Consider the following 11,990-nt stretch of genomic DNA (forward strand, 5'->3'; position numbering starts at 1 on the left):
GCCCGCGCCCATCTGCTCCAAGTCCCGTCTGCTCCAAGTCCCGTCACGCGTTGCGCGGCTGCCCGCTCGGACGCGCGATGCCTTCCTCGGCCCGGGCGACGGACCCGCCGTCATGGGACCGGTCCGCCACGTCGCCCAGCGAGACGACGCCGACCAGGCGCTTGTCGCGGTTCAGCACCGCCAGCCGCTTGATCTGCTTCTCGGCCATCAGCCGGGCCGCCTCGTCGTGCTCCTGGTCGTCGAAGCAGTAGACGACGTGCTCCGACATGGCGTCGCGCACCTTGGTCGCGTTGGGGTCGCGGCCCTCGGCGACGGCCCGGATCGCGATGTCGCGGTCGGTCAGCGTGCCGACCAGGCGGTCGTTCTCGCCGACCGGCAGGAAGCCGCTGTCGGTCTCGCGCATCTTCGCGGCCGCTTCCTTCAGCGACGTGTCCGGGGAAACCAGGACGACGTCGCGCGTCATGATGTCTCGAAGCTTCATTTCGTCCTCCGTTGCGGTCTCCAGACACCGACAACCGCGGACGCGGCGGACCATCACGGCCCGAAGTCCCGTTTCAGCCTACAAGACCCCGGCGCCTTCCGTTATCCTCTCCCGCGGCGGCAACCGCTCCGCGCCGGCCGGCCCTCCGGGCCATCGCCAGCAGGCCCTCCGGGCCGATCGATGAACACGAGCGAGGACCAGCGTGCCGTTCGAGGACACCGGACCCCCACCTTGCTGCGTCTGCGCCGCGTCCGCGGTCCAGCCCTTCCTGGTGCTGCAAGGGCTGCGGTACTGGCGCTGCGTCCGGTGCGAGGCCACCTTCCTCGACCGCGCGCACCGGCCGGCGCCGGCGCGCGAGCGCGCGCATTATCTCGGGCACGACAACGACGCCGCCGACGAGGGATACCGCCGCTTCCTGGGCAAGCTGGCGCGGCCCCTGCTCGCGCGCCTGGCGCCGGGGCGGGACGGCCTCGACTACGGCTGCGGCCCGGGCCCGGCGCTGGCCGGGATGCTGCGCGAGGCCGGCCATCGCGTCCGCCTGTACGACCCGTTCTTCTTTCCCGATCCGGAGGCGCTCGATCGCAGCTACGACTTCATCGCCTGCAGCGAGGCGGCGGAGCATTTCCACCGTCCGGCCGAGGAGTTCGTCACCCTGGACCGCCTGCTGCGGCCGGGCGGCTGGCTGGCGGTGATGACCTGCTTCCAGACCGACGACGCCCGGTTCGCCGACTGGCACTACCGGCGCGACCCGACCCATGTCGTCTTCTACCGGGCGGCGACCTTGCGGCGCATCGCCGACCGGCACGGCTGGCGGTGCGAGATCCCCGTCAAGGACGTGGCCCTGATGCGCAAGGCGCCGGCCGAGGAGCGGGACCATCAGCTTCCTTCATGAAGAGCGGATGGAGGCCGTGCTGGCGGCCTTGCGTGCATGCGGCGCCCGCTCGGTGCTCGACCTCGGCTGCGGCTCGGGGCTGCTGCTGGCGCGCCTCGTGCGCGAGCCCGATGTCCGGCGGATCGTCGGCCTCGACGCCTCGGGCGAGGCGATCCGGGCGGCCGGGGACCGGCTGAAGGCGGGCGGCGTCGGGCCGGGCGTGTCGGTGTCCCTGGTCCACGGCTCCTTCACCGAACCGGACCCGCGGCTGGTCGGGTTCGACGCGGCCGCGATGGTGGAGACGATCGAGCATGTCGACCCCGACCGGCTGTCGGCGGTCGAGAAGGCGGTGTTCGGCTGCTACCGTCCGGGAACCGTGGTCATCACCACGCCGAACCGGGAGTACAACGGCCTGCTCGGCGTGCCCGGCCACCGGCTGCGCCACCGCGACCACCGCTTCGAATGGACCCGCGCCAAGTTCCGCTCCTGGGCCGGCGGCATCGCCGCCCGGCACGGCTACGCGGCGTCCTTCCGCGACGTCGGCGACGTCCATCCCGCCCTGGGCGGGGCGACCCAGATGGCGGTGTTCGCGCGGGACGATCGGGATTCCGGGCTTGTACCGGGGGCCCCGGTCCGGTAGAACCCTCTTTATATTGCGTCGCAGCAATACCATCCCTAGGTCCTTCGAGATACCGTCCGATCCGATGTAAGCCCGGCTCACCGACATCGCTCTTCGCGTCCCGCTCCCCGACATGCCGTCGAGGGGGCTTCGCCGGCAAGCGTGCCCGGCCGTGAAGCCGGCCCCATCCGTTCCGCGACCCCTTTTCCCGTCCCGCAGCCTGCCGCGGCTTCTGCCACATGCGGCCGGCATGCGCCCGGAGCTCGTCCCTTCATGGATTTCACCCGACTGCGCGCCGAATGGTTCGGCAACGTCCGCGGCGACCTTCTCGCCGGCCTGGTCGTGGCGCTGGCCCTGATCCCCGAGGCGATCGCCTTCTCCATCATCGCCGGCGTCGATCCCAAGATCGGCCTCTACGCCTCCTTCTCGATCGCCGTCATCATCGCGTTCGCGGGCGGCCGGCCCGGCATGATCTCGGCCGCGACCGCCGCGATGGCGATCCTGATGATCGACCTCGTCAAGGAGCACGGGCTCGAATACCTGCTCGCCGCGACCGTGGTGACCGGCGTCCTTCAGGTGCTGGCGGGCTTCCTGCGCCTCGGCTTCGTGATGCGCTTCATCTCGCGCTCGGTGATGACCGGCTTCGTCAACGCGCTGGCGATCCTGATCTTCCTGGCCCAGGTGCCGGAGCTGATCGGTGTGCCGGAGCTGACCTACCTCATGGTCGCGGCCGGGCTCGCGATCATCTACCTGCTGCCGCGCCTGACGCGCGCCGTGCCCTCGCCGCTGGTGTGCATCGTGGTGCTGACCGCGGTCTCGATCGGCTTCGGCCTCGACCTGCGCACCGTCGGCGACATGGGCGAGCTGCCGTCCACCCTGCCGGTCTTCCTGCTGCCCGACGTGCCGCTCACCCTCGACACGCTGCTGATCGTGCTGCCCTACGCGGCGACCTTGACGGTGGTCGGGCTGCTGGAATCGCTGATGACGGCCTCGATCGTCGACGGCCTGACCGACACGCCGAGCGACAAGAACCGCGAATGCGTCGGCCAGGGCGTCGCCAACGTCGCGACCGGCTTCCTCGGCGGCATGGCCGGCTGCGCGATGATCGGCCAGTCCGTCATCAACGTGAAGTCCGGCGGCCGGGGGCGGCTGTCGACGCTGAGCGCCGGCCTGTTCCTGCTGTTCCTGATCCTCGTGCTCGGCGACTGGGTGCGCCAGATCCCGATGGCGGCGCTGGTCGCCGTGATGATCATGGTGTCGATCGGCACCTTCAGCTGGAGCTCGATCCGCAACCTCAAGGACCATCCCGCCAGCTCGAGCGTCGTGATGCTCGCCACCGTCGTCGTCGTCGTGGCGACGCACGACCTCGCGCAGGGCGTGCTGGTCGGCGTGCTGCTGTCGGGCCTCTTCTTCGCCTGGAAGGTCGCCCGCATCTTCCGCGTCACCTCCGCCCTGTCGCCGGACGGCCGCCACCGGACCTATGCCGTCGAGGGCGAGGTGTTCTTCGCGTCGTCCGAGGCTTTCGTCGCCGCCTTCGACTTCAGGGAATCGCTGGAGCGCGTCACGATCGACGTGACCCGCGCGCATATCTGGGACCTTTCGGGAGTGGCGGCGCTCGACACGGCCGTGCTGAAATTCCGGCGCGACGGTGCGGACGTCGATATCGTGGGCCTGAACGCGGCCAGCACGACGATCGTCGACAGGCTCGCCGTCCACGACAAGCCCGGCGCCCTCGAGCGCCTGATGGGGCACTGATGAGGGAGGCGTCGTTGACCGGGATACTCGCCTGCATCGACGGGTCGATCTATTCGCAAAGCGTGTGCGAGCACGCCGCCTGGGCCGGGCGGCGGACATCGAGGCCGGTGGAGGTCCTGCACGCGCTCGGGCGGCGCGAGGTGTCGTCGGTGCCGGCCAACCTCAGCGGCAACCTCGACGCGGGCGAAAGCGAGACGCTGCTGGCCGAGCTGTCGTCGCTCGACGCGCAGCGCGCGAAGCTCGCGCAAAAGCGCGGGCGGCTCCTTCTCGACGACGCGAAGGCGCGCATCGAGGCGGCCGGGGCGGGCGAGGTGACGGTGCGGCTGCGCAACGGCGACATCGTCGACGCGGTCGCGCAGACCGGGGCGGGGTCCCGCCTGGTCGTGATCGGCAAGCGGGGCGAGGCGGCGGACTTCGCCAGCCTCCATCTCGGCTCGAACCTGGAGCGGGTCGTGCGGGCCAGCTCGGAGCCGGTCCTGGTCGCGGCCCGCGCCTGGCGGCCGATCCGCCGCTTCCTGCTCGCCTATGACGGCGGGCCGAGCGCGTCCAGGGCGGTCGATCTCGCCCTCGGCGACCCGCTGCTGCACGGCCTGGAGTGCCACCTGCTGATGGCGGGGAACGGCGAGGGCGGCGCCGGCGCGCGGCTGGAGGCGGCGGCGGCGCGCCTGCGGGCCGGCGGCTTCGAGGTGCAGGCGCGCGTCGAGCCCGGCGATGCCGAGGACGTGATCGCGCGCGCCGTCGAGGAGCACGCGATCGACCTCCTGGTGATGGGGGCCTATGGCCACTCGCGCATCCGCGCCCTGATCATCGGCAGCACGACGACGGCGCTGGTCCGCTCCTGCAGGATCCCGGTGCTGCTGGTCCGGTGACGCGCAACCCCCGGGGGTGATTCCTGTTCTCCCGCTGGTTCGGTTGCGAACGCGAGGGGACATGCCCGACACCCCGCCCCCCGGCCGGCGCGTCATGGTCGTCGTCGCCCATCCCGACGACGAGACGATCGGCGCCGGCTCCCGGCTCGGCCGGTTCGCCGATGCGCTGGTCGTCCACGTGACCGACGGCGCGCCGCGCGCCGCCGGCTGCTCCGGCTGGAAGGACTACGCGGCGCTGCGCCGGCGCGAGCTGGAGGCCGCGATGGCCCTGGCCGGACTGGGCGCCGACCGGCTGGTCGCGCTGGGATATCCCGACCAGGCGGCGTCGCTGCACATGGAGGAGGCCGCGCGCCGGATCGCCGGGCTGGTCGCGGACTGGCGGCCCGACGCGGTGCTGACCCATCCCTACGAGGGCGGGCACCCCGACCACGACGCCACCGCCTTCGCGGTGCAGGCGGCCCTGGCGCTTCTGCGCCGTGACGGCGTTGCGCTCCTGCGCCGGGGGAGAGAGCCCGTGCCGCTCCTGACCGAGATGGCCTTCTACCACGGCGGCGGCGCGGACGGGGTCGCGACGTTCCAGGACTTCCTGCCGGGCGGGCCGGCCGTGCGCACGCGGCACCTCGATGCCGGCGCGCGGGCGCTGAAGCGGCGCATGTTCGACGCCCATGCCAGCCAGGCCGGCGTTCTGGCCCGGTTCCGCGACGACCTGGAGCGCGACCGCGAGGCGCCCGCCTACGACTTCACCCGCCCTCCGCATCCGGGCCGGCTGAACTACGAGCGCTTCGACTGGGGCATGACCGGCGCGCGCTGGCGCGCGCTGGCGGCCGCGGCCCTCGACGCCCTCGGCCTGCCCCCGGCTCCCCTTGCGGCTCCCCTTGCCGCCCCCTTCGCCGCTGACCGGCCGCCGCCGCCGTGATACGGTCCGTGCGAGAGAAGGGGGAACCTGCCGGATGCCGTCGTTCGATATCGTCTCAAAGACCGACGTCCACGAGGTGGACAACGCGCTCGCCGGCGTGCAGCGCGAGATGGCCCAGCGCTTCGACTTCAAGGGCTCGAAGAGCACGCTCGAGCGCGAGGGCGACACCATGACCCTGCTGGCCGACAACGCGGCCAAGATGAAGCAGCTCCACGAGCTGCTGACGGTGCACCTGACCCGCCGCAAGATCGACGCCGGCGCGCTGGAGTTCGGGACCGAGGAACGGGCCGCCGGCGACATGGTGCGCCAGCAGGTGACGATCCGCCAGGGCATCGACCGCGAGCTGTCGAAGCGGATCGTCAAGGCGATCAAGGACAGCAAGCTCAAGGTCCAGGCCGCGGTCCAGGGCGACGAGCTGCGGGTCAGCGGCAAGAAGCTCGACGACCTCCAGGCCGCGATCGCCCTGGTCAAGGGCCTGAAGATCGAGCAGCCGCTCCAGTACGTGAACTTCCGGGACTGAGCGCCCGGCGCCGCCCGCGCCCGCTCAGCGTTCCCCGCCCGCCGCCATGCCGAGGGGCCGGCCCCTGGTCTCGACGTCGATGCGGCTGGCGGCGACCGCCGCGGCCAGCAGCAGGACCGCGAACAGCCCGATGGCGGCCTCGAAGCCGGCGCCGACGATCAGCGCCACCGCCGACGGCGCCAGCAGGCCGCCGAAGCGCGCCGTTGCCCCGGCCAGCCCCATGCCGGTCGCGCGCAGCTCGGTCGGGTAGAGCTCGGGCGTGTAGGCGTAGAGCGCGCCCCAGGTGCCGAGCAGGGCGAAGCTCATCACCAGCAGGGCGGCGGCGATCAGCAGCGGCGGCTCGGCGACGATGAAGACGAGGCAGCCGGCGGCGCTGGCGACCAGGAAGCCGATCAGCGTGCGCCGGCGCCCGATCGTCTCGACGCCGACCGCGGCCAGCGCGTAGCCCGGCACCTGGGCCAGCGCCAGCAGGACCAGGAACCCGTAGCCGCGCACGAAGCCGTACCCCTCGGTGACGAGGCGGCTCGGCAGCCAGATGAAGATGCCGTAATAGGCGGCCGAGACCAGCAGCCACACCGTCAGCACCAGCAGGCTGCGCCGACCCAGCCCGGCCGCGAACAGGTCGCGCATCCGGCCGCGCCGGGGCGTGCTCCCGGCCAGCCGCATGTCCGGGGCCGGGCGGCCGTTGCCGTGCGCCACGCGCTCGAGCACCGCCCGCGCCTCCTCGCCCCGCCCGGCGTTGAGCAGGTAGTGCGGCGATTCCGGCAGCCAGAAGCGCAGCCAGAACCCGATCGCGGCGGGCAGCGCGGTCGCGACGAACAGCCAGCGCCAGGCACCCTCTCCGGCCCACTGCCCGGCCCCCCAGGCGGCGAGCGCGACCGCGACGGTGCCGACCGCCCAGAAGCCTTCCAGGGCGACCAGCCAGCGGCCGCGCCGCTCCGGCGGCAGGAACTCCGCCATCATCGCGTAGTCGACCGGCAGCGTGCCGCCGACCCCGATCCCGGTCAGCAGGCGCAGCACCAGCAGCATCTCGAAGCTCTGCGAGAACGCCGAGGCGAGGCCGAACACCGCGTCGATCAGCACCGTGACGATCAGCACCCGCCGCCGGCCGAAGCGGTCGGCCAGCCGGCCGCAGCCCCAGGCGCCGATCAGCATGCCCAGGAAGAAGGCGGTGCCCGCCTGCACCGCCACCGGGATCGACAGCCCGAACTCGGCCGCCAGCGACGGCGCAGCGAAGCCGATGGCCAGGACCTGCATGGCGTCGGCGGCCCAGACCAGCCCGAAGATGGCCAGCAGGCGGTAATGGAACGGCCCGATTCCGATCCGGCTCAGCGCTTGGTCGACGGTCACGATGGGTGTCCTGCTCCGTTCGTCGCGGGGAAACGACCGGTACCGCCCGGTGGATGCCCTCGGATGCGGCACAATCGATCACATTTTTCGCGGCCCGTCGACTTTCCACGGCTCACCGGCTGCCGATCCCGCTCCGGGACCGCCTTCGGGCGAGGCGCGACGGTCTTGCAAAGACCGCCGGACCGGATCTAGACCATTGGGGGTCCAATCCTGTGGAGGGCGGGGTAATGAAGTTCGTCGCCTTGCTGGTCGCGGCGGTGCTGTCCTGGGCGGCCGCGTCGGGGGCCGGCGCCGCCGAGGGGGGCGATCCCCTCTACACGTCCCAGGCCGTCATCACCGGCCAGGACAACATCCCGGAACGCGAGCGGGGCTTCCGGGAGACGCTGGCCGACGTCCTGGTCCGCCTGTCGGCGGACCCCGGCGCTCCCGAGTCGCCCGCCGGCAAGGCCCTGATCGCCGAGGCCGGGCGCTATGTCGCGGCCTTCGATCTCCTGGACCGCAAGAAGGGCATCCAGATCTCGGACGAGCAGGGGACCAGGGACCGGGCCTACATCCTCACCGTCCGTTTCGACCGCGACGCCCTGAAGCCCGCCATGGAGGCGGCCGGGATGCCGGTCTGGGAGGGCGCGCGGCCGACCACGGCCGTGTTCCTGGGCATCGACGACACGGTCCGGCGCTACGTCCTCAGCGAGACGTCGCGGCGCGGCTACGGCCAGCGCGAGACGCTGCAGTCCCTGTCCGGGCGGCTGTCGATGCCGATCGTGATCCCGCCCGAGCCGGTGCCGGTCGCCTTCGACGCCCTCGTCGACCCCGACCCGGCGGCGCTGGGCACGCTCGCCGCCGGCCTCGGCGCCGACGCGTCGCTCGCCGGCACGCTGGCGCTCGGCGAGGGGGGCTACTGGACACTGCGCTGGGTCGGCGTGCCCGGCCCCGGCGGGACGCCGGTCGAAGGCCGCGTCGAGGGCGTCACCTTCGACGTGGCACTGCGCGACGCGATGGTCTCGGCGATGCGGGCCGCCCGGCAGGCGGCGCCGTAGGGGCGGCGGGCCCTACGCCGCCCACCCTTCCGCGGCCTGCCGGACCGAGGCCATGAACAGGCGGACCAGGGGGGACGGCTCGATGTCGGCCGGCGTCGTCAGGCCGACCGGGCCGCTGGTGTCGGTGGTGTCGACCGGCAGCTCGGCCAGGGTGCCCTCCCGCAGGTCCGGTTCCGCCACCCCGCGCGAGATGATCCATACCGCGTCGGTCGAGCGCGTGAAGCTCCGCCCGAAGGCGGTCGAGACCGTCTCGACCCGGTCCGGGACGTCGCCGATGCCGTTCGAGACCAGGAACCGGTCCACCGCCGGCCGGATCAGGGCGTCGCGGTCGGGCAGGACGACGGTGAACGCCGTGATCCCCGCCGGGTCGGGCGGGGTCTCGGCCAGCAGCGGGTGCCCGGGCCGCACGACCAGCGCCACCCGCTCGGAATAGAGGTGGACGAAGGAGAAGCCGCGCATCTCGTCCGGCGGGCCGAGCCGGCCGACGACGACGTCCAGCTCGCCCAGGCGCAGCCGGTCCGTCAGGTACCGGTTCGGCCCGGTCACGAGCTGCACCACCGCGCCGGGCGCGCTCTTCTTGAAGCGCGAGACCGCGTCCGGCGCCAGCCTCGAGGCGACCGTCGGCAGCACGCCGACCCGGATCGGCATCCCCGATCCCCTGCGCGCCTGCGCGACGCCGTCGAGGCCCTGCCCGAGGGCGGCCATGCTCGCCCCGGCATGGCGCAGGAACACCTCGCCGACCCCGGTCAGGAACACCCCGCTCCGGCTGCGCTCCATCAGCGAAACCCCGAGCACGTCCTCCAGCTCCTTCAGCGTCTTCGACACCGCCGGCTGGCTCAGCGCCAGCGCCTGCGCCGCCTTGCCCACGCTGCGCCGCCGCGCGACCTCGACGAAGCACTGGACGTGGCGCCATTTGATCCTGGGATCGATCAAGGCCCGCCCTTTCATGACCAAAGGTAATGAATAGCGCATGAAAAGCCATTTTTCATAGCCGTTGAGCGAGATTAGAAAGATTGGGACGGCACAGGTGGCGGCGCGGCGGCGGCACGGGGGGCGGCATGAAGGCGGCGAGCAGCGGCGGCATCGCGATCCGCTACCGCGAGGACGGGCGCCCCGACGCGCCGGCGATGGTCTTCGCCAACTCCCTCGGGACGGACCTCCAGGTCTGGGACGCGGTCGCCGCCGTCTTCGCCGGCCGGTTCCGCGTCCTGCGCTACGACAAGCGCGGCCACGGCCTGTCGGACGCCCCCGCGGGGCCGTACTCGCTCGACGACCATGTCGGCGACCTCGCGGCGGTGATGGACGCGGCCGGGGCCCGCGACGCGGTCGTCGTCGGCGTGTCCGTCGGCGGGATGATCGCCCAGGCCCTGTCCGCCGCCCGGCCCGACCTCGTGCGCGCGCTGGTGCTCAGCAACACCGCGCACCGGATCGGCCCGCCGGACATGTGGGAGCGGCGCATCGACGCGGTGCGCGCCGCCGGCATCGCCCCGCTGGCGGACGCGATCCTGGAGCGCTGGTTCTCCCTCGCGTTCCGCGCCGCCGGCGACCTCGCGGTGGCGCCCTGGCGCAACATGCTCGTGCGCACGCCGGCGGAAGGCTACGCCGGCACCTGTGCCGCGATCCGCGACGCCGACCTGACCGCGGTCGCGGCGGCGATCGCCGTCCCGACCCTGGCGGTTGCGGGCGCGCACGACGCCGCCACGCCGCCCGACCTCGTGCGCTCGACCGCCGACCTGATCCCCGGGGCGGCCTTCGTGTCGCTGCCGGGCCTGGGCCATCTGCCCTGCGTCGAGGACCCGGGCGCGGTCGCCCGCGTCGTCGACGCCTTCCTGAAGGAGCGGCACCTTGGTTGATGATGACCGGACCGACCGGCGGCGCGACCAGGGGGAGCGGACCCGCCGCGCCGTGCTGGGCGACGCCCATGTCGACCGGGCGGCGGCGAACGTCACCGACTTCGACGCCGACTTCCAGGACTTCATCGTCGAGGGCGCCTGGGGCTCGGTGTGGAGCCGGCCGGGCCTGAGCCCGCGCGAGCGCAGCCTGATCACGATCGCGCTGCTCGCGGCCGGCGGGCACCACGACGAGGTGGCGATGCATGTCCGCGCGTGCCGCAACACCGGCGCCACGCCGGCCGACGTGAAGGAGGCGCTGCTCCACGTCGCCGTCTATGCGGGGGTGCCGGCCGCGAACCATGCGTTCAAGGTCGCCAAGGAGACCTACGCGGCCCTGGCCGCCGCCGACCGAGAGGGGGAGACCCGATGAGCGTGACGCCGCGGGACTGGACGTCCCATCCGCCCTACCTGTTCCCGGACTACAAGTCGACGGCCCTGCGCGCGCCGGCGAAGCCGCTGGTCCCGTTGCCCCACACCCTGTCCGAGCGCACCGGCCCGGTGTTCGGCCACGACGATCTGGGCGAGCTCGACGACGACCTGACGCGCAACGGCCGGCGCAACGGCGAGCCGCTGGGCGAGCGCATCGTCGTGACCGGGCGCGTCACCGACGAGGCCGGGCGTCCCGTGCGCGACACCCTGGTCGAGGTATGGCAGGCCAACGCCGCCGGCCGCTACGTCCACAAGGCCGACCGGCACGACGCGCCGCTGGACCCGAACTTCTCCGGCGGCGGGCGCTGCGTCACCGACGCCGACGGGCGCTACTGCTTCACCACGATCAGGCCCGGCGCCTATCCCTGGGGCAACCACCACAACGCCTGGCGGCCGGCCCACATCCATTTCTCGCTGTTCGGGCCGACCATCGCGACCCGGCTGGTGACCCAGATGTATTTCCCGGGCGACCCGCTGCTGGACCTCGACCCGATCTTCCTCGGCGCGCCGGAACCGGCCCGCCGGCGCCAGGTCGCCGCCTTCTCGATCGAGGCCACGCAGCCGATGTTCGCGCTCGGCTACGCGTTCGACATCGTGCTGCGCGGCGCGTCCGCCACCGCGATGGAGACCGAGCCATGAGCCGCGCACCCGGGGGGCAGACCCCGTCCTCGACCGTCGGCCCGTTCTTCGCCTACGGCCTGACGCCCCGGCAATACGGCTACGACCTCGCCAGCATCGCCCATCCCGTGATCGCGGACGACACCGTCGAGGGCGAGCGCATCCGCATCGTCGGCCGCGTGTTCGACGGCGCCGGCGCGCCGGTCTCCGACGCCATGGTCGAGCTGTGGCAGGCCGACGCGCAGGGCCGCTACCCGGGGCCGAACCCAGGAACCAACGGGGCGCCGAACACCGGCTTCCGCGGCTTCGGCCGTTGCGGCACCGGCACCGATCCCCACAGCCGGTTCGTCTTCGAGACCGTGAAGCCGGGGGCGCCGGGCGACGGCCAGGCGCCGCATGTCAGCGTGATCCTGTTCATGCGCGGCCTGCTGACGCACGCATACACCCGCCTGTACTTCTCGGACGAGGCGGAGGCGAACGGCCGCGACCCCGTCCTGGCCGGCGTGCCGGAGGAACGGCGCGCGACCCTGATCGCGACGCGCGAGGAGACGGACACCGGCATCGCCTACCTGTTCGACATCCACATGCAGGGCGAGCGCGAGACGGTATTCTTCGACGTCTGACCCGCCGGCC

At 72.8% G+C, this 11,990-nt stretch carries 14 protein-coding genes; 11 read left to right on the plus strand and 3 right to left on the minus strand.

Going from position 1 to position 11,990, the window contains the following annotated elements; genetic code table 11:
• Nucleotides 1–43: 43 nt before the first annotated feature.
• Nucleotides 44–481: a CBS domain-containing protein gene (locus tag VGO20_RS13170; RefSeq protein ID WP_327502814.1), complete on the minus strand. Its 438-nt coding sequence runs from the start codon at nucleotides 479–481 to the stop codon at nucleotides 44–46.
• Nucleotides 482–683: 202 nt separating this feature from the next.
• On the opposite strand from VGO20_RS13170, the gene VGO20_RS13175 reads away from it, so the two are divergent.
• The 6 genes from VGO20_RS13175 (at nucleotide 684) to VGO20_RS13200 (ending at nucleotide 6,031) form a co-directional block, all read left to right on the plus strand.
• Nucleotides 684–1,373 (plus strand): class I SAM-dependent methyltransferase, encoded by a 690-nt coding sequence (locus tag VGO20_RS13175; protein WP_327502815.1) that lies wholly within the window; start codon nucleotides 684–686, stop codon nucleotides 1,371–1,373.
• A gap of 7 nt (nucleotides 1,374–1,380) precedes the next feature.
• Entirely contained in the window at nucleotides 1,381–1,992 is a 612-nt protein-coding gene (locus VGO20_RS13180) for a methyltransferase domain-containing protein (protein WP_327502816.1), read from the plus strand.
• A 252-nt stretch (nucleotides 1,993–2,244) separates the two neighbouring features.
• Nucleotides 2,245–3,726 carry a SulP family inorganic anion transporter gene (locus VGO20_RS13185; protein WP_327502817.1) on the plus strand — a complete coding sequence of 494 codons (1,482 nt, stop codon included), beginning with the start codon at nucleotides 2,245–2,247 and terminating at the stop codon, nucleotides 3,724–3,726.
• Nucleotides 3,727–3,740: 14 nt separating this feature from the next.
• A complete protein-coding gene (locus VGO20_RS13190) occupies nucleotides 3,741–4,595 on the plus strand; it encodes a universal stress protein (RefSeq protein ID WP_327502818.1) in 855 nt (284 codons plus the stop codon).
• 61 nt (nucleotides 4,596–4,656) lie between these two features.
• Nucleotides 4,657–5,511, plus strand: a complete 855-nt coding sequence (locus VGO20_RS13195; RefSeq protein ID WP_327502819.1) for a PIG-L deacetylase family protein — start codon at nucleotides 4,657–4,659, stop codon at nucleotides 5,509–5,511.
• Between the two features lie 34 nt (nucleotides 5,512–5,545).
• Complete coding sequence (locus VGO20_RS13200) at nucleotides 5,546–6,031, plus strand: YajQ family cyclic di-GMP-binding protein (RefSeq protein WP_327502820.1); 486 nt, start codon at nucleotides 5,546–5,548, stop codon at nucleotides 6,029–6,031.
• A gap of 24 nt (nucleotides 6,032–6,055) precedes the next feature.
• Here the strand turns inward: VGO20_RS13200 and VGO20_RS13205 are convergent, their stop codons facing one another.
• A complete protein-coding gene (locus VGO20_RS13205) occupies nucleotides 6,056–7,381 on the minus strand; it encodes an MFS transporter (protein WP_327502821.1) in 1,326 nt (441 codons plus the stop codon).
• 227 nt (nucleotides 7,382–7,608) lie between these two features.
• Between VGO20_RS13205 and VGO20_RS13210 the strand changes: the two genes are divergently transcribed.
• Complete coding sequence (locus VGO20_RS13210; RefSeq protein WP_327502822.1) at nucleotides 7,609–8,418, plus strand: DUF2066 domain-containing protein; 810 nt, start codon at nucleotides 7,609–7,611, stop codon at nucleotides 8,416–8,418.
• Nucleotides 8,419–8,430: 12 nt separating this feature from the next.
• Here the strand turns inward: VGO20_RS13210 and pcaQ are convergent, their stop codons facing one another.
• Nucleotides 8,431–9,351 carry a pca operon transcription factor PcaQ gene (gene pcaQ, locus VGO20_RS13215; RefSeq protein ID WP_327502823.1) on the minus strand — a complete coding sequence of 307 codons (921 nt, stop codon included), beginning with the start codon at nucleotides 9,349–9,351 and terminating at the stop codon, nucleotides 8,431–8,433.
• Between the two features lie 80 nt (nucleotides 9,352–9,431).
• On the opposite strand from pcaQ, the gene pcaD reads away from it, so the two are divergent.
• The 4 genes from pcaD to pcaG are packed head-to-tail and all read left to right on the plus strand — an operon-like array spanning nucleotide 9,432 to nucleotide 11,980.
• Entirely contained in the window at nucleotides 9,432–10,271 is an 840-nt protein-coding gene (gene pcaD, locus VGO20_RS13220) for a 3-oxoadipate enol-lactonase (protein WP_327502824.1), read from the plus strand.
• Nucleotides 10,264–10,680: a 4-carboxymuconolactone decarboxylase gene (gene pcaC / locus VGO20_RS13225; RefSeq protein WP_327502825.1), complete on the plus strand. Its 417-nt coding sequence runs from the start codon at nucleotides 10,264–10,266 to the stop codon at nucleotides 10,678–10,680. Before pcaD ends, pcaC begins: the two co-directional genes overlap by 8 nt.
• Complete coding sequence (gene pcaH / locus VGO20_RS13230) at nucleotides 10,677–11,378, plus strand: protocatechuate 3,4-dioxygenase subunit beta (protein WP_327502826.1); 702 nt, start codon at nucleotides 10,677–10,679, stop codon at nucleotides 11,376–11,378. Before pcaC ends, pcaH begins: the two co-directional genes overlap by 4 nt.
• Nucleotides 11,375–11,980: a protocatechuate 3,4-dioxygenase subunit alpha gene (gene pcaG, locus VGO20_RS13235; RefSeq protein ID WP_327502827.1), complete on the plus strand. Its 606-nt coding sequence runs from the start codon at nucleotides 11,375–11,377 to the stop codon at nucleotides 11,978–11,980. Before pcaH ends, pcaG begins: the two co-directional genes overlap by 4 nt.
• The last annotated feature ends 10 nt before the right edge of the window (nucleotides 11,981–11,990 follow it).

Source organism: Arenibaculum sp., assembly GCF_035998295.1.
GTDB lineage: Bacteria > Pseudomonadota > Alphaproteobacteria > Azospirillales > Azospirillaceae > DASYHS01.

What these genes read in the sequence shown, in the direction of transcription:
- VGO20_RS13185 (WP_327502817.1), top strand. Translation starts at nt 2,245, where the DNA reads ATGGATTTCACCCGACTGCGCGCCGAATGGTTCGGCAACGTCCGCGGC.
- pcaG (WP_327502827.1), top strand. Translation starts at nt 11,375, where the DNA reads ATGAGCCGCGCACCCGGGGGGCAGACCCCGTCCTCGACCGTCGGCCCG.
- VGO20_RS13170 (WP_327502814.1), bottom strand. Translation starts at nt 481, where the DNA reads ATGAAGCTTCGAGACATCATGACGCGCGACGTCGTCCTGGTTTCCCCG.
- pcaH (WP_327502826.1), top strand. Translation starts at nt 10,677, where the DNA reads ATGAGCGTGACGCCGCGGGACTGGACGTCCCATCCGCCCTACCTGTTC.
- VGO20_RS13180 (WP_327502816.1), top strand. Translation starts at nt 1,381, where the DNA reads ATGGAGGCCGTGCTGGCGGCCTTGCGTGCATGCGGCGCCCGCTCGGTG.
- VGO20_RS13200 (WP_327502820.1), top strand. Translation starts at nt 5,546, where the DNA reads ATGCCGTCGTTCGATATCGTCTCAAAGACCGACGTCCACGAGGTGGAC.
- VGO20_RS13210 (WP_327502822.1), top strand. Translation starts at nt 7,609, where the DNA reads ATGAAGTTCGTCGCCTTGCTGGTCGCGGCGGTGCTGTCCTGGGCGGCC.
- VGO20_RS13195 (WP_327502819.1), top strand. Translation starts at nt 4,657, where the DNA reads ATGCCCGACACCCCGCCCCCCGGCCGGCGCGTCATGGTCGTCGTCGCC.